The following is a 16183-nucleotide window of genomic DNA, read 5'->3' as shown; positions in this document are numbered from 1 at the left end:
ACACCTTTCCTGCACGAATAAAATATGACAAAGCACAAAGTTGTGTGAGCCTGCTTAGATAGTACTTAGCGGGGACAGTCCCCAGTCACGCCAAAGGCGTGAGTACAATGAACTACAACTGAGTACCCCCTGAATGCTTACAATCCTGAGCTATTTTTCCCGGTAAAGCAGGTAAAAGGTCACCGGGACCAGGACCAGGGTGAACACCGTGGAGGATATGAGCCCGAAGATAAGGGCCCAGGCCAGCCCGGAAAAGACCGGGTCCAGGGTGATGGGCCAGACCCCTATGGCCGTGGTCAGGGCCGTGAGCACGATGGGTCTCAGCCTTACGGCACCGCTTTGCAGGATGGCCTCTTTGAGGTCCTCCCCCCGATTCAGGGCGGAGCGGATAAAGTCTATCAGGACCAGGGAGTTGCGGATAACTATCCCCCCCAGGGCGATCATACCGATCATGGCCGTGGCTGTAAAAAAGACCGGGTCGGCAAATCCGTCCACCTCCTTGCCGGTGATGAGGTTGAGCAGAAAGAAGCCGGGCATGATCCCGGTCAAGGTCAGGGGGATGGCGGACATGATCAAAAGGGGCAGGCTCAGGGACCCGGTCTGCAATATCAGCAGGACATAAATGGCCAGCAGGGCGAATCCGAAGGCCAGGCCCAGGTCCCGGAACACGTCTATGGTGATCTTCCATTCGCCTTCGCCCCTCCATTGTACGCTGAACCCCTGGGGCAGCGGGTCTTCACTGAGCCTGGATTTCATGTCCAAAACCGCCTCCCCCGGAGGCTGCCCGGCCATCTCAGCGGTTACATAAACCACACGGCGCAGGTTTTTGTGCAGGATGGGCTGCTCCACCGGTTTTTTTTCAAACCTGCCTAATTCCTTCAGGGCAACTGCGCTGCCGTTTCCGGCAATGACGTGCAGCTGCTGCAGGTTGTTGATGCCGGAGCGTTTTTCTAAGGGAAGCTTCATGCGGATGTGCACGGTCTCGCGTTCATAGGGGCTGTGCAGGGCAGCAGGCTTTGACCCGCCGATGTAAAGCCCCAGGGCTCCAAGCACGTCCCGGGCATCAAGGCCGTGCAGGGAGGCCTTTTCCCGGTCCAGAACGAAATCCAGTCTCTTATGCCTGGCCTGTGCGCTTATGTCCACGTCCCGGACAAATTCTTCCTGGATCATGATGTTTTGGACATGCCGGGCCGCATCTATGGTCTCGGCATAGGTCCGGTCCGGGTCCGGATAGACTTCCGCCGCTATGGTGGCCATGACCGGTGGTCCCGGCGGGACTTCCACCAGTTCCATGGCGGCCCCGTGTTTGCGGGCCAGGTCCTCCAGGTCCCGGCGCAGGGAGAGAACCAGGGTGTGACTTGACTTGTCGCGCTTCTGCCTGGGCTTGAGATTGATGCGGATATCCGCCTGGTGAGGGTCCTGTCGGGCATAATATCCCCTGACCATGGCATTGAAGTCCATGGGTGAGGCCTTGCCGGTGTAGGTGGTATAGGTAGTGATTTCCGGCACCCGGGAGAGATAGTCCTCAAAGTCGCGGACCACGGCATCGGTATGTTCCAGCGTGGTCCCCTCGGGCATATTTATAACCACCTGGAATTCATCCTTGTTGTCGAAGGGGAGCATCTTCAAAGGCACCATGCGCAGCAGGACCAGGGCCAGGGCCGCCAGGATCAGGACTGTGACCAGCAAAAAAAGCCCCCGGCGCATCCACCTGGATTGCAAAAAGGGTGTCATGAGGCCGCGGTAGCCTTTCATTATCCAGTGCGGCACCCCCTGCTGACCAGTACCGCCTTTTTTAATCCCCGGGCGGCTCAGGAAACGGTGACAGAGCCAGGGCACTATGGTCACGGCGCACAGGGTGGAGAAAATCACAGTCATGGGGACATTGGCGGCCATGGGAGCCATGTAGGGACCCATCATGCCGGTAATGAAGAACAGGGGCAGAAAGCAGGCGATTATGGCCAGGGTGGACATGACCACCGGCACCACCACCTCGCTGACCCCGGCCAGGACGGCATTTCCGGGGCTTTTGCCCCCCAGGCCCATGTGGCGCTTGACATTGTCCACGTTGGTGATGGGATCATCCACCACCAGCCCCAGGGACAGGATAAGGGCGAACAGGGTGACTCTGTTGATGGTGTATCCCAGAAGATAACTGCCGAAAAGGGCCAGGGAAAAGCTCACCGGGATGGCCAGGCCCACCACCAGGGCCGGTCTCCAGCCCAGGGTCAGGGTGAGCACCAGGACCACAGTGGCCACGGCGAAGAAAAGGGACCTGAAGAGTTCGCTGACCTTTTCCTGGGCGGTGCGGCCGTAGTTGCGGGTGACTTCCACCTCTACGTCTTCCGGCAGGATAAGCCCTTCAAGTTTTTGCATCCGCTCCAGGATACTGTCAGCCACCTGCACGGCATTGGTGCCCTGCTTTTTGGCCAGGGCCAGGGTCACGGCAGGCATGGAAAAAGGTCCGACCAGGCCCTTTTCCTGCATGTAGCTCCCGGACATGCCCAGTCTGGTGTAGCTCTCAGGCTCGGCCGGTCCGTCGCGCACCCGGGCCACGTCCTCTAAGTAAACCGGGCGGTCCTCATGCATGCCCACCACCAGCCTCTGCACCTGCTGAGCGGTCCTTAGATGCGCATCCCCCAGGACCTGGAATTGCAGATTATCCCGGGAAAAGTCCCCCAGGGTCCGGGCAAAGTCGGCCTCTTCCAGGGCCTTCTGGATGTGCACAGGCGAGATCCCCCGCCCGGACATGGCCTGGGGGTCCATCTCCACCTGCACCTGCCTTGGACGCCCGCCGAAAATCTGCGAACGGGAGACGTTTTCCACCTCAGAGAGTCTGGCCAGGAGTTCGCTGCCGATGCGCCTTAGTTCATAGTCACTTCTCTCATTAGAAAACAGGGTCAGGTTCAAAATGGGAACATCATCAATGCTTACCGGCTTTACAATCCAATCCTGGACCATGGACGGGACCTGGTCCTGGTGCATGATGATCTGGTTGTGCAGTCTGACCAGGGCGTCTTCCAGGTCCTGGCCCACGAAAAAACGTACCGTGACCACGGCCTGGTCCCTCCTGGAAGTGGAGTAGACGTATTCTACTCCCTGCACCTGCCATAAAAGCTCTTCCAGGCGGGTAGCCACCAGTTTTTCCACCTCTCCGGGGCCGGCACCCGGGACATCCACGATGACGTCGGCCATGGGAACCACTATCTGGGGCTCTTCTTCGCGCGGAGTGACGGTGATGGCCAAAGCGCCCAGGGCCAGGGCCAGGAAAAGAAGGATAGGAGCCGGATAGGAGGATAAAAACGGCCCTACAAAGGAGGCGATTCTGGAATTATCCGGAGGACTGGGCATAAATTTCCAGGGTTATGGACTCAGGTGCTGCAGCTTGACTTTTTCCCCGGCGGACAACCCGGAAAGCACTTCCACCCGTTGATTCACAGTGCGTCCCAGGCGCACGTGCCTGGTCTGCTTCTGCTGGTTTTCAACCACCTGCACGGTTGCCAGCTGGCCGATCATGCGTACGGCGCTTTCAGGCACCATCAACATCTCTTCAGTCTCCACAGGGATAAGCATGCGGGCAAACATGCCGGGGTAAAGGTCCGGGCCGGCCTCGATGCCCAGCTTGACCAGAAAGCTGCGTGAATCCGCATCGGCAGCCGGATCAATCTCGGCGGCCCGGCCGGAGATTTTTTTATCCAGGGCATCCACCCGGATATCGAATACGTCCCCCAGGCTGACCCGGGAAATCAGCCGTTCCGGCACATGGGCCTCCAGGCGCAGGAGGTGCCTGGTCTGAAGTTTTAGCAAAGGTTTGTCCGGGGCGGCCAGGTCGCCTGCATCGACCATTTTGCGCACCACCTGGGCCCGGGCCGGGGCCCGGATGCTGGTGTAGTCCAGGACCACCTGGAGTTCACTTATTTTTTCCTGCAGGGCGTCCCTGGAATATGCGGCCTCCTGAAGAGCCATCAAAGCCTGCTCATGCCCGGCCCTGGCCTGGAAATACTTTGATGCGGCCTGGTCCAGCTCCTGCTGGGTGGCCACGTCCTGTCCGTGCAGGCGTTTCATGCGCTCAAACTGCGGCCCGGTCTCCTCCAGAAGGGCTCCGGCCTCGTCTATCTCCCGGCGGATGCGCTGGATGGAGGCTTGTGCACCCTCGAGATCCAGGCGGGCCTGCTCCAGCCTGCTTTTGAATTCATCCTGTTCTAAGCGTATCAAGAGGTCCCCGGACTCTACCATATCCCCGGGAGCCACCAGGACTTCTTTGACCCTGGCCTGCACCTGGGCGCTTAGAACCGGTTCCTGCCAGGGGCGGATGGTCCCTGCTGCCTGGTAGTAGTTGGTCACCTGGAATTTTTTGGCCTCAAAGACGTCCGGCTCCTGGGCGGCGGGCGTATTCAGGTCCAGGCCAGGCCAGGACAAAAGAGTCAGGGCTGCCAGGAAGGCCAGGCTCACAAAAGAGTTCTTTTTCCGTAATCCTGGAACTGTTTTCATGCAGGTGTTCCTGTATGCCTATGTTCTGCCCGCCAGGGCCTGGACGCAGGCCTGCCGGAACTGCTGCATCTGGGAGGAGTCCGGGAATCTGTCTGTATGTTCCAGGGCTTCCTGGAACAGGCCCAGGTTCATGCAGCTTATGCACTGGCAGGCTGCCAGGTTTTCACTGCCGGGGAAATGTTTCAGGCCCTGGCCGAGGCACTGGTAGGCCTGCCTGTGTCTGCCCTGTTTCTGTCTGATTATGCTAAGTCCCAGATATGCCCTTTCATTGGGGTACCAGGCAAGGGATTTTTCAAACAGAAGTTCGGCTGTCTTTTCTTTGTCCGGGATTTCCTGGATAGCTGAATAGTCACCATGGCTGAAGGTCATGCCCAGCCTGGACAGAAAATCCGCATGCAGGGGATAAAGCCCGGGCTCGTCTTTTAGCTTTATCTCCCGGGCGGCCCGGGGCAGGGTCTGGTAGTAGCAGGTGCGAAGCATCCGCCCGAACTCCAGGACCATTTCCGGGGTCATGTAGGGATCGGTTTCAAAATATTTGATGTGCTCCACTTTTTCCAGCCAGAAATCATCGGTCAGTGTGCTTTTTTGCTGAAGCTCCCGGTACAGGGCAGTGCCCGGAAACATCTCTAAGATATAAAAAACAGCGCTCAAGGGCTTTATACGCTCCATTAAGTCCATGCTTTCCCGGATGGTTTCACGGGTCTCACCCGGGGAGCCGTAGATGAAGTAGGCCCGGGCCAGGATGCCGCAGGCCACAGTCTGCTCAAAGGCAGTCTGAATCTCCTGATTGCCTGTTTTTTTGTTCAGAGCTTTTCTGATTTTCGGAGAACCGCTTTCGATGCCGTAGCTTATCTGGATGCATCCGGCCCTGCGCATCCAGGTGAGCATTTCTTCATCCACGCAGTTCACCCGGGAAATGGCGAACCAGGAAATTTTAAGCCCCCGGTTTATTATCAGCCGGCAGATCTCAATGACCCGCTCCGGTTTCAGGGTGAAGGTGTCGTCGGAGAAAAAGAAAAAGGTTACGCCTTTTTTGTAAAGCTCCTGGAGCATGTCCACGAAGTATGCCGGGGAGTGAAACCTGACCTTGCGTCCCCAGAACTCCGGGGACCCGCAGAAGGAGCAGTTGGAGGGACAGCCCCGGGAGGAGACCAGGTGCTGGAAGGTGAAATACCTGGCTGGAGAGGGCAGCTGGTCCAGGTCCTGGATGGGTTCCGGAAAACCGGTGCACACGGTCTCTTCTCCCCGCCTGAAAGCCAGGCCCTTGAGGTCTTCCAGGTTGCTATGGTCCCTGCTTTCCAGCCTGGATACCAGCTGGAGCAGGGAAAATTCGCCTTCTCCCAGGAGGACGTAATCTATCTGGGGGTAATGCTTAAGCAGATGCTCCCATAGAAAAGTGGCCCCTATGCCTCCCAGAACGGTTACGGTTCCGGGAAGGATCTCCTTGACCAGGGCGGCTGTGTCTGTTGCTCCCAGGCGGTTGGCATTTACAATGGAAAATCCCACCAGGTCCGGATTTTTTTCCAGAAGCATGTCCCGGATATCCCGGTCAGTCTGCTCCAGCTGGTACCAGTTGAGGATTTCCACCTGGTGCCCCCGGGATTTCAAAAGCGCTCCGAGATAATAAAGCCCGATGGGGGTCACGCCGGCGTCTTCGCTAAAGAGCTCATGGGACCTGGGCTCCAGGCAGCGGGGATATATGAGCATAATTTTCATAAAGGCAGTCCTGATCCCTTAATCCAAAATCCGAAATACATAACACTACAGCTAAACTTTGCGTGCAGAGCAAGTGATCAGCTTTCACGAAAAAAAATTATCCATGAAGGCAGGATAGAAGGTTGGCCATCCTGACGAGCTATGATTATGGTCATGCTCTAATGGTTACTCAACGTTCTTAGGTGAGCTGCCTTTATCCCAGTCAAATTTTGTTACTTGTAACCATTCAGGGGATGCCTCAATCGGCCCGGGGACAGTACCGCACTTATTTTTTCTGATGAACAATTTTCAGCTGTTGGCGTTGGAAAAATAAGTGCGGTACTGTCCCCGGAGTTCAATAAATAAGTTTCGCTGTAGTGTTATCCCTGTATTTTATCACGATATAGTACCAAGATATATGGGCTTGTCAACCAGCGTTGCCCAAGTTATACACTTGAAGATGTTACTGCAAATTGTCCAACAACCGCCGGAAGGATAACATGCCGGAGGAAGTAAAAAACCAGGCCCAGAGGGAGATGGAGCGCCTGGAAAAAAGAAAGCGGCTGGCCTATATGGTGGCCCTGGCCTGTGGCGTGCTCATTTTTCTGCTGAGCTGGATTATCCGGGAGCCTGACGACCTTTTTATCCTGGTGCTGTACCCATTTTTCGCGCTGGTGCTGGCTTTGATGCTTTTTTTTGTCTGGCGGCGGAGCTTTCCCCTGCAGCAGCTGGAAGCGGTCATGTTCACAGCCGTGTCAGCAATGATTTTGGGCCGTCTGGCCTGGCACTTTCATTTGGGGGGCGAGCTGGACGATCACCTGCTGATGCTGGCTGGAGGGCACTACTGGTCCGTGGGCGTTCTCATCGTGGGCGGATTCGTTATGCTGGACCACAAGAAAGGAATTATTGCCGGCACACTGGTTATTCTTGCCTCCATAAGCATTGCCGCAACTGGTATAGCCGGGGAACTGCAGGATCAGGAAGTTTCCGGGCAGGCGCTCATATACTTGGCCAGGATACATCTTTTTCTGGGACTGCTGCTGGGGCTGGCGGCCGCAGCAACAACTTTGCGCGACAAGTACCGTGACGCTCTGATCTGGAACAACTCCCTGCAGGAACTGGCCTCTACCGACATGCTTACAGGCCTGGCCAACCGCAGGGCGGCGGAAGATTTTCTGGAAAAGCAGGCCTACGCTAACAGGCGATATGGCAGGAAAGTCTCGGTAATTATGGCCGATGTGGACTTATTCAAGCAGGTCAATGACAAATATGGACATAGCAGAGGGGACATGGTGCTTGTGGAACTGGGCCGGATACTTCGAAACTCTTTGCGGGAGACGGATCTGGTGGCCCGTTGGGGGGGAGAGGAGTTTCTCATAGTCGCCCCGGAGATTGATATGCAGGAAGCAAAGGAACTGGCTGAGCGCTGTCGCTGTGCGATTGCTTCAAGACAGGTGGCCGGCATTAATCTTACCATGTCTTTCGGGGTAACGGAACTAAGGGAGAAGGACAGTGTCGATACTGTCCTTTCCAGGGCCGACAACCTGCTTTACAAAGCAAAATCATCCGGGCGTAATCTGATTGTGGCCGAAGCTTAACCCCTCAGGACATATACACGAAGTCCCCGCTTTTTACCAAGTGTCCCCTGGGTTCCGGGAAGAAGTAGATCCAGGCCTGTACCTCCCGGCCTTCATCCAGTTGCACAGGCTTTTTTTCGCGTACATACCAGTGGGGATGGTTTTCCAGCCTGTCCAGCCTGTCCAGGCCGCGACCGTCCACCAGGTAGACCTCTCCTCGGATGGGGCCTACCGCTTCGCTTTTGACTGTATAAGGGTAATCGTGAACGTAAAGGGCATAGTCTTCACTGGTTCTGGCCGGCCCAATATCCCTGGCGTCTTTAAGCAGGTGATGGTTGGAGCAGCCCTTCCTTAACGTGCCGTATACGAATACGTATTCCATAAACTCAGTTCTCTATGCTGATTTCCACTGTATTGCTCCGGGCTATCACTGTCTGTATTCCTTCCTTCTCCACATAGACATGCATAAAGCCCATGACCTCGTAGCGTCCGTTTTCCAGGTGGGTTGTGTCCCAGCGGACCGGAAAATTGCCGGCTTCGTCTCTGGATTCGCCTATCTTTATCCAGGAGTTGTGCCCCTTCTTGCGAAAGTACCAGGGGTTGGCTATCTGGACCACTGAGCCCTGAATGCCCAGTTCCGATAACTCCTGGCGCAAGAGTTCCTTGTCCAGGTCTTCGCGTAGAAGAACCTTGCCTGAATAGCTCTCCAGGACATCTGTAGGTACAATGAAATTGGGTCCCCAGTTGTATGGCATGTCTGCCTCCCTAAAGACTGTGTGATTTTTCTTTTTGCCACCATTTCCTGCCAGGCTTTACAGCATGACCAGCGTGGTCTTCTGTTGTCTTTCGGCTGCAACGTGTCCTGTATCCCTGTGGGCCGGGGTGTTTGCCTGGTGAGGTGGGACGGGATGCTGCGGCCCACAGGGTGTACAGGGGTTTGGAGGTTGCAGAGGTATTTATGCAGATTTACAATACCGGCAGATATTTATTCAACTCGTACTCGGTGATCTGAATGCGGTAATTGTCCCATTCGATGATCTTGTTTTCAACAAACTTGTTGAAGATATGATCACCCAGGGCCTCGCGGATGACTGAACTCTTGGACAGCTCGTTTACAGCTTCGTGCAGGCTGCCGGGCAGGCTGTCGATGCCGTGTTTGGCCCTCTCCTGGACGTTCATTTCAAAGATGTCCTCTTCCACCGGCGCGGGCAGGGAGTAGCCTGCTTCCATGCCTTCCAGTCCGGCGGCCAGCATGGAGGCGAAAGCCAGGTACAGGTTGCAGGCCGGGTCCGGGGAGCGAAGCTCTACGCGGGTGGCCTCTTCCTTGCCCGGCTTGTACATGGGCACCCTTACCAGGGAGGAACGGTTGCGCCTGGCCCAGGCCACGTATACCGGGGCCTCATATCCGGGAACCAGCCTTTTGTAGGAGTTGACCCACTGGTTGCACACGGCTGTAAGTTCCTTGGCGTGGGTTAACAGGCCGGCAATATAGCTCTTGCCGTCGGAGCTCAGGTTGAACTCACCTTTGGGATCATAAAAGGCGTTTTTGCCGTTTTTGAAAAGCGACTGGTGCACATGCATGCCGCTTCCGTTTTCCCCGAACAGGGGCTTGGGCATGAAAGTGGCGTAGCAGCCGTGCTTGCGGGCGATCTCCTTGACGATAACCCGGTAGGTTATGGCCTGATCAGCCATCTTCAGGGCCTCCTGGTAGCGCAGGTCGATTTCGTGCTGACTGGGGGCCACCTCGTGATGGCTGTATTCCACCTGGATACCCATCTTGTTCAGGGCGAATATGATATCCCTGCGGATGTCGTTGGCCCGGTCCAGGGGAGGTGCGTCGAAGTATCCGCCCACATCTATCCCCTTGGGAGCGGTGGAGTCCTCGAAAAGGAAAAACTCGAGCTCGGGACCGACAAAAAAGTCGTAACCCTTTTCTGCAGCTCTCTTGAGAACTCTTTTCAGGACATAGCGGCTGTCTCCCTCATAAGGAGTAAGGTCCGGGTTTTTGATGTCGCAGAACATCCGGGCCACGGGCTTTTCCGCGGGACGCCAGGAGACCATCTGAAAGGTGCAGGGATCCGGGATGGCTACCATGTCGCTTTCGTGTATCCTGGAAAAGCCCTCGATAGATGATCCGTCAAAGCCCATGCCCTCGTCAAATGCTGCATCCAGCTCGCTGGGGGTGACCTGAAAACTCTTGAGTGTCCCCAGAACATCCACAAACCAGAACTGGATAAAGCTTACATCATACTCCTTGACCGCCTTGATAACATCATCGGGATTTTTGCAATTAAAAACTGGTACATCCATTTTGTGCCTCCTTAAATAGTGTTTTGCATTAAGCTTTCCCCGTGATATTACATTATTCGGGCCAAGTAATTTTTGTTCTTTTATTTCGAAGTGTTATGTGTGGAAGGGGGCAGAGGTGCCCAGGCTGGGGGTACAGGTGTTTACAGTTTTGTAAGGTGCGGGGGTGTATTGCAGGGGCTGGTTTGCAATTTTGTCAAAAAAGAGGAGTTGAAGGTTTTTGCAAACAGGAGACAGAGTTTTTTCTCAAAAAGGGGGAGGGCTGGAAAAAGGTTTGAACATGAATGTGCTGCGTAGCACACCAGGGAGGCAGGCCATGCAAGAAATGCCCTGCCCGCGGCACAGTACTCTTGTGGGCAAACAAAAGCATTGCCCGGGAAAAGTGCTGCCGGCGAACCCGGCTCAGTCCTCCTGCTTGTCCGGGGCCTGGTCCAGAGTGCACAGGTGACATATTCCGGATACTTTTTTGAGCTCCACAACAAAGGATATGCCTGCCCCGGGCTTGTCTAAGTGGCCGGCGTCCATGATAGCCTGATGCACTTTTTCTGAGATGTCCTGGGAAACTATGGTCAGAATGATTTCTTTTTCCGGCTGGATGGGTATGCCCAGCAATGTCTTGGTTTCCCGGATACCTGTACCGCGGCCGTAGATAATGGTGCCGCCTTCTGCCCCGGCTTTTTTGGAGGCCTTGATCAGGGGTTCGCTTGTATTTTTGTTTACAATAGTGACTATGAGATCAAAATTATCCATGCCGGTCATTTCCTCCTGGTCTTTAGGTTTAGAAATACTCCCACGGTCATTACTGATAAGATGGGGGCCAGAGCCACCAGGGCAATGAGGCCGAAACCATCGTGTATGGCGCTTCTGCCTTCCATGGCTTCGGCAAGACCCAGAGCGATGGCCATTACAAAAGTCACCGTCATGGGACCGGTGGCCACGCCCCCGGCGTCAAAGGCAATGGATATAAAGGACTGCTCGCTCAGCTTCATCATTAAAAGGGCCAGAATATAGCCGGGCAGCAGGATGTAGTAGATGGAAAACCCGAAAATGATTTTACCCATGCCCATGGCCACAAAGACACCCACTCCCAGGGAAAGGGTTATGAGCATAAACATCTGGCCCAGACTGCCGGCGGAGGCCCTTTCGACATTGTAGCACAGGATACGGACTGCTGGCTCGGCAATAGTGGCTACCAGGCCCAGGACAAATCCGATGGGGATCAGGATCCAGAGGTTTTCAAAGTTGTTCATTATCTCGCCCATCTCAGCGCCCACCGGCATAAAGCCGACCTCCACACCCTGAAGAAAAAGGGTCAGTCCGGCAATGGCCAGCACAACACCTTTGAACAGGTTGATGACATACTGGCGGTCCAGTTGGAGATAGGCGAACTGAAAAAATATAAAAAAAGCCAGAAGCGGGCCAACAGCCATGAGCACATTGACCAGGACATGACTTACGTCCAGAAATTCAAGGATAAGCGAGGTCATGAGTAAATTATCCCCAGAATCATAACGCTTAAAACAGGTCCAATGGAGGCCAGGCCGATTAGTCCGAAACCGTCATTAAAGGAGGATTTTCCTCCAAGAACAGCCGTAACACCCAGGCCCAGAGCCAGGATAAAAGGCACTGTAACCGGTCCTGTGGTCACCCCTCCGGCATCGAAGGAAATGGGCACAAAATCAGTAGGGGTGAAGTAGGACAGAATCAGGATCAGAGTGTATCCACCGGCGAAGATATAGGCGATGGGTATGTTTAAAACAATACGCAGCATGGCCAGGGTGACGAAAATGGCCACTCCCAGAGCCACGAAAAGCACCAGGATGTACCGGCTGACCATTCCTTCGGAGACCGTGTCCACATATCCGGCCAGGACCCATACATCGGGTTCGGCCATGGTTACGGCATAGCCCAGAATGAAGGCGAAAAAGAGAAGAAAGATAAGCGAGCCGTGCTTGGGCAGCTCTGCGCCGATGGCTTCGCCCATGGGCAGAAGACCTATCTTGACTCCCTGCAGAAAGAGCAGCAGGCCGGACATGACGAAAAGGACCCCGATGAGAAAACGGGCGAATTCTTCCCAGGGCATGGAGATAAGCAGCACCTGCAGCAGGATTACCACTGCGGTTATGGGCAGCACCGCCTGAACTACCTCAATAAGTCCTTCCTTGAATTCACTGGTCATGGGTTCTTTTTACATTAAAGAAGGGATATTTTCAACTGGAATATACAGGACAGGGAAGAAGGCATGGGGCATGGGGCATGGGGGTGCGGGGTGCCTGTCCCCAATTGAGATACGATATTCTATTTTGTAAGTTTCGCTGAAGTGCTATTCAGGGACGTTTTGCACCGGTATCTGGAGAAGAAGGGAAGAAGAGAGGGAGCGAGAGGGCGATTTGAAGAGACCGGGGGGTGAACAGTAGATGGTGAGGGTTTACAGGCCTTTTCCTTTATTGTCATTTAAGGAGGGGCCGGATCCATTTTTTTTGCAACCTGGAAAAGGCCTGTAAATTTTCCGGGGCGGGCAGAAGGCCCGGGAAGTACCGAAATAAGCGAGTGCCCGGGCCTTTGGGTTCTTGAGGGTTGAATCAGATGGCTTCGTCTCCGGACTCTCCGGTCCTGATGCGGATGGCGTTTTCCACACTGTAGACGAATATCTTGCCGTCGCCCACCTTGTCGGTCCTGGCCGCCTTTATGGCGGCCTCCACGGCCTGGTCCACATTGGCATCATCCAGGATGACTTCAATTTTCACCTTGGGCAGAAAGTCCACGTCGTATTCCGCTCCGCGGTATATCTCCTTGTGCCCCATCTGTCGTCCGAAGCCCTTGACGTCGGTGAGGGTCATGCCTTTTATGCCCATACCCGCCAGTGCTTCTTTGACTGCTTCAACCTTGAACGGCCGGGTAATAATTTCCAGTTTTTTCATTTGTATTCCTCCTGTAGGCCGGTATTAAGGGTTTATAATTGTGGGTAACTTCTATCTATTTTTTTTTCAGGTCCTCTGGGTAGCGGCACCCGCCAGCTGTCCGGGGTGCCGCTTATCAGCACTGCTTGTGCCCTGCCAGTACTATTTGGTCCCCTTGGAGCCAACGAATTCCGGGTAGGCAGTCATTCCGCAGTCAGCCATATCCAGGCCCTCGTACTCTTCTTCCTCACTTACTCTGATACCCATTATGGCCTTGATGGCATACCAGACTATAAAGGCTGTGCCGAACATCCAGGCGAAAATGACGCCGATTCCAGCCAGCTGCCCGCCAATGGTGGCGTCAGGGTTGGAGAGAAGCACTGCCAGAATGCCCCAGACACCTACTACGCCGTGCACGGATATAGCACCCACAGGGTCGTCTATCTTGAGGAACTTGTCCAAAGCCACGATTGAGCCAACAACTATTGCCCCACCCACAGCACCGATAAAGGAAGCCAGGATCATGGGAGGCAGGCTGGGCTCGGCAGTGATGGCCACCAGTCCGGCCAGGGCACCGTTTAGGGCCATGGTCAGATCAGCCTTGCCGAACCAGAGTTTGGATACAATGAGGGCCACCACTAAGCCTGAGGCTGCGGCGATATTGGTATTGGCGAAAACCATGGCCACGGCGTTGGCTGACTCAACATCCGATACCTTGAGCTCGGAACCGCCGTTGAAGCCGAACCAGCCCATCCAGAGAATAAAGGTTCCCAGTGTTGCCAGGGGCATGTTGGCACCGGGTATGGCGTTTACCTTTCCGCCGGGGCCGTATTTGCCCTTTCTGGCACCCAGCAGGATGACCCCGGCCAGGGCTGCAGCGGCACCGGCCATGTGCACAATGCCTGAGCCGGCGTAGTCAGCGTAACCCAGTTCATCCAGAAATCCGCCACCCCAGGTCCAGTAGCCGTGTACCGGGTAGAGTACGCCTGTGAGTATGACTGCAAAGAGCAGAAAAGCCCACAGCTTCATACGTTCTGCAACAGCACCGGATATGATGGACATGGCCGTGGCCACAAAGACCACCTGAAAGAAAAAGTCGGATATATCCGAGTAGTAGGGAGCATCGTCTCCGCCGCCCACCACCTGGGCCACGGTGTTGTCACCGCCTATAAGAAAGCTGATGCCCGGAATCACCGAACTGCCATCGCCGTACATAATATTGTAGCCAACCAGCATGTACATGATGCAGGCAATGGAGTACAGTGCGACATTCTTGGTCAGGATCTCAACGGTGTTCTTGGATCTGACCAGGCCGGATTCAAGCATGGTAAATCCAGCAGCCATCCACATGACCAACAGCCCTGACAGCAAAAAGTAAAACGTATCCAGAGCATAACTGAGTTCCAATAAACCTTCCACTTGCTAATCCTCCTTTGATTGCTGGGCAGTCAATACATGAAAACAAATTTGTAAAATAGATCGAGTTCTGCCCGAAACTCAATCTGGGCAAGCCTTCCTGTCACTTAGTGATGCCTGAGTCAGTACATCTTTTTGCCTGTCCGGCTCGGGGTGTGCATAGACCTCCTCCCTTGGTTGATAATTTTGTGTATAAAAATAAAAGAAAGAACTGCTGATGTTGGTTTAAAGCAATATGAGTGCCGTTTTGGATAAGTATTTGTATATTCAGGACTTTATTGCTTGAAGGAAAAAAAGGTGACAAGATTGCTGTACAAAAATGTAAACATAGCAGGGCATGGTTGTTTGTCGGTTGACCTTGATGTATAAAAAATGCAGTCAAAGTAAGGCAAAATAGTTGGCAGAAAGGGTGGAACAGAGATGCTTTGATGGGGGCAGGTTCATTAAAATCAGTATTTACAGGGCTTTAAATGGGTAAGGGTGCAGCTCGCGGGCAGGCAGGTGAGGTGCTGGCGCTGTGATATCTATAATACTTTTTTGTAAAAAAAGGATTGTGTGCGGCGTGATCCCGGCAGGATTTTTATGAAAGGCTGGTTGCAGGCGGCAGGCTTTTGGCATAATTAAGACTGCCTGGTTGGATGGGAAGGTTTTTATGGTTTGAAAACCACAATGCAGTTATGCATATGCTACAAGACGTTTGGATTGCCAGGGTTAAGCAGGTGAATGGTGCACGTAATAAGTGAAAGGTTGTATGATGGTTGAGAATTTTGAAAAGGTACAGAGCCAGGCACAGATAAAAAGGACTTCCTTGTTGGCCCGAAAAATATGGCAGGAGCATTACACGCCCATCATAGGTACAGAGCAGGTGGAGTACATGCTCAAAAATTTTCAGAGTCCAGAGGCCATAAGTGACCAATTGCAAAACGGGGCAGTGTACTACCTTGTGGTAAGCGCTGGTGAGGACTCCGGATACCTGGCCCTGGAGCCCGATCCTGAAATGGCATCGGCCAAGCTGAGCAAAATATATGTGCTAAAGGATAAAAGGCGGTGCGGGCTGGGCAGAAAGACTCTGGAATTTGCCGAGATGCTTTGCCGGGATATGGGGGTCAAGGATTTATGGCTTACCGTGAACAGGCACAACCACGCAGCAATCGCCTTCTACCGGCAAGAAGGATTTACCGCCGCCGAGACCGTGGTGCAGGACATAGGCGGCGGCTTTGTTATGGATGATTACAAAATGGTCAAAAGTCTCAGTCCAGGATGATCTCCTCCATGGCTTTTCTGGGTCTGGGCTCTGGGGATTCAGCCGGCCGGCCCACCGCCAGCAAGGCCATCACTGCGGCCTGCTGCGGCAGGTTGAAGCGCTGGCGCAGGGCCTCTTCATCGTACATGCCGATCCAGCAGGTGCCCAGATCCATCTCAGTGGCCCGGAGCATGATATGGGTCAGGGCGATGGAGCAGTTCATGCCAACTGCCCCGCGCAGCACCTCGGTGGGGGCGCTTTGGGCCTTTTCCACGTAGTCTTCCACACCGGCCTGCATTTCCGGGGGCAGAACCGCGCTGTCGCGCAGAAAACGTACCGCTGCCCTGGCATCCTCCAGAAACCGGGTGATGTCTGCGCAGCAGATGAGCACCGCACCTGCTCCGGCCACCCACTTCTGGCCCCGGGTGGGGGAGCCCGACAGCCACTGGATGTCTTCCCTGCCGTCTACTATCTTGAATCTCCAGGGCTGGGCGTTCATGGCTGAAGGGGCCAGCCTGGCCGCCTCCAGAAGCTGCATGATTTCATCCCTGGAG

At 54.6% G+C, this 16183-nt stretch carries 14 protein-coding genes; 2 read left to right on the top strand and 12 right to left on the bottom strand.

Annotated elements, in window-relative coordinates:
* Positions 1 to 150: 150 nt before the first annotated feature.
* From D5S03_RS06180 to D5S03_RS06170, 3 genes are read right to left on the bottom strand one after another with little or no spacing between them, the layout of a single operon-like run.
* Positions 151 to 3351: an efflux RND transporter permease subunit gene (locus tag D5S03_RS06180; protein ID WP_008869916.1), complete on the bottom strand. Its 3201-nt coding sequence runs from the start codon at positions 3349 to 3351 to the stop codon at positions 151 to 153.
* 12 nt (positions 3352 to 3363) lie between these two features.
* Positions 3364 to 4491, bottom strand: coding sequence for an efflux RND transporter periplasmic adaptor subunit (locus D5S03_RS06175; RefSeq protein WP_008869917.1), 1128 nt, complete (start codon positions 4489 to 4491; stop codon positions 3364 to 3366).
* Positions 4492 to 4509: 18 nt separating this feature from the next.
* Positions 4510 to 6207, bottom strand: coding sequence for a B12-binding domain-containing radical SAM protein (locus D5S03_RS06170; protein ID WP_008869918.1), 1698 nt, complete (start codon positions 6205 to 6207; stop codon positions 4510 to 4512).
* A 479-nt stretch (positions 6208 to 6686) separates the two neighbouring features.
* Between D5S03_RS06170 and D5S03_RS06165 the strand changes: the two genes are divergently transcribed.
* Positions 6687 to 7784: a GGDEF domain-containing protein gene (locus tag D5S03_RS06165; protein WP_008869919.1), complete on the top strand. Its 1098-nt coding sequence runs from the start codon at positions 6687 to 6689 to the stop codon at positions 7782 to 7784.
* 4 nt (positions 7785 to 7788) lie between these two features.
* On the opposite strand, the gene D5S03_RS06160 is transcribed toward D5S03_RS06165, so the two are convergent.
* The 8 genes from D5S03_RS06160 to D5S03_RS06125 form a co-directional block, all read right to left on the bottom strand.
* Complete coding sequence (locus D5S03_RS06160) at positions 7789 to 8145, bottom strand: gamma-glutamylcyclotransferase family protein (RefSeq protein ID WP_008869920.1); 357 nt, start codon at positions 8143 to 8145, stop codon at positions 7789 to 7791.
* Positions 8146 to 8149: 4 nt separating this feature from the next.
* The gene (locus tag D5S03_RS06155) at positions 8150 to 8518 is read right to left on the bottom strand and encodes a hypothetical protein (protein ID WP_008869921.1); all 369 of its coding nucleotides are present in this window, start codon (positions 8516 to 8518) and stop codon (positions 8150 to 8152) included.
* Positions 8519 to 8729: 211 nt separating this feature from the next.
* Positions 8730 to 10073, bottom strand: a complete 1344-nt coding sequence (locus D5S03_RS06150; RefSeq protein WP_008869922.1) for a glutamine synthetase family protein — start codon at positions 10071 to 10073, stop codon at positions 8730 to 8732.
* Positions 10074 to 10472: 399 nt separating this feature from the next.
* Positions 10473 to 10820 (bottom strand): P-II family nitrogen regulator, encoded by a 348-nt coding sequence (locus tag D5S03_RS06145; protein ID WP_008869923.1) that lies wholly within the window; start codon positions 10818 to 10820, stop codon positions 10473 to 10475.
* Positions 10821 to 10825: 5 nt separating this feature from the next.
* Entirely contained in the window at positions 10826 to 11557 is a 732-nt protein-coding gene (locus tag D5S03_RS06140) for a DUF1538 domain-containing protein (RefSeq protein ID WP_008869924.1), read from the bottom strand.
* The gene (locus D5S03_RS06135; protein WP_008869925.1) at positions 11554 to 12249 is read right to left on the bottom strand and encodes a DUF1538 domain-containing protein; all 696 of its coding nucleotides are present in this window, start codon (positions 12247 to 12249) and stop codon (positions 11554 to 11556) included. The genes D5S03_RS06140 and D5S03_RS06135 overlap by 4 nt, the downstream gene beginning before the upstream one ends.
* 403 nt (positions 12250 to 12652) lie before the next feature.
* On the bottom strand, positions 12653 to 12991 hold the full coding sequence (locus tag D5S03_RS06130) for a P-II family nitrogen regulator (protein WP_008869926.1): 339 nt from the start codon (positions 12989 to 12991) through the stop codon (positions 12653 to 12655).
* Positions 12992 to 13132: 141 nt separating this feature from the next.
* Complete coding sequence (locus D5S03_RS06125; protein WP_008869927.1) at positions 13133 to 14389, bottom strand: ammonium transporter AmtB; 1257 nt, start codon at positions 14387 to 14389, stop codon at positions 13133 to 13135.
* An 808-nt stretch (positions 14390 to 15197) separates the two neighbouring features.
* On the opposite strand from D5S03_RS06125, the gene D5S03_RS06120 reads away from it, so the two are divergent.
* Positions 15198 to 15650, top strand: a complete 453-nt coding sequence (locus tag D5S03_RS06120) for a GNAT family N-acetyltransferase (RefSeq protein ID WP_287043029.1) — start codon at positions 15198 to 15200, stop codon at positions 15648 to 15650.
* Here D5S03_RS06120 and D5S03_RS06115 read toward each other — a convergent pair.
* Positions 15637 to 16183 (bottom strand): nitroreductase family protein (locus tag D5S03_RS06115; RefSeq protein ID WP_287043027.1); only part of this gene is annotated, 547 nt, incomplete at its 5' end. The two genes, D5S03_RS06120 and D5S03_RS06115, sit on opposite strands and share 14 nt — an antisense overlap.

The organism is Desulfonatronospira sp. MSAO_Bac3, assembly GCF_003838035.1.
Classification (GTDB): Bacteria; Desulfobacterota; Desulfovibrionia; order Desulfovibrionales; family Desulfonatronovibrionaceae; genus Desulfonatronospira; species Desulfonatronospira thiodismutans.
Note: the sequence above shows the minus strand (reverse complement) of the source record. Positions and strands in the feature narration are given on the sequence as shown.

Excerpts from the sequence above, each read along its gene's own strand:
- D5S03_RS06145 (WP_008869923.1), bottom strand. The coding sequence starts at position 10,820 with ATGGATAATTTTGATCTCATAGTCACTATTGTAAACAAAAATACAAGC.
- D5S03_RS06165 (WP_008869919.1), top strand. The coding sequence starts at position 6,687 with ATGCCGGAGGAAGTAAAAAACCAGGCCCAGAGGGAGATGGAGCGCCTG.
- D5S03_RS06170 (WP_008869918.1), bottom strand. The coding sequence starts at position 6,207 with ATGAAAATTATGCTCATATATCCCCGCTGCCTGGAGCCCAGGTCCCAT.
- D5S03_RS06180 (WP_008869916.1), bottom strand. The coding sequence starts at position 3,351 with ATGCCCAGTCCTCCGGATAATTCCAGAATCGCCTCCTTTGTAGGGCCG.
- D5S03_RS06135 (WP_008869925.1), bottom strand. The coding sequence starts at position 12,249 with ATGACCAGTGAATTCAAGGAAGGACTTATTGAGGTAGTTCAGGCGGTG.
- D5S03_RS06155 (WP_008869921.1), bottom strand. The coding sequence starts at position 8,518 with ATGCCATACAACTGGGGACCCAATTTCATTGTACCTACAGATGTCCTG.
- D5S03_RS06150 (WP_008869922.1), bottom strand. The coding sequence starts at position 10,073 with ATGGATGTACCAGTTTTTAATTGCAAAAATCCCGATGATGTTATCAAG.
- D5S03_RS06160 (WP_008869920.1), bottom strand. The coding sequence starts at position 8,145 with ATGGAATACGTATTCGTATACGGCACGTTAAGGAAGGGCTGCTCCAAC.
- D5S03_RS06130 (WP_008869926.1), bottom strand. The coding sequence starts at position 12,991 with ATGAAAAAACTGGAAATTATTACCCGGCCGTTCAAGGTTGAAGCAGTC.
- D5S03_RS06140 (WP_008869924.1), bottom strand. The coding sequence starts at position 11,557 with ATGACCTCGCTTATCCTTGAATTTCTGGACGTAAGTCATGTCCTGGTC.
- D5S03_RS06175 (WP_008869917.1), bottom strand. The coding sequence starts at position 4,491 with ATGAAAACAGTTCCAGGATTACGGAAAAAGAACTCTTTTGTGAGCCTG.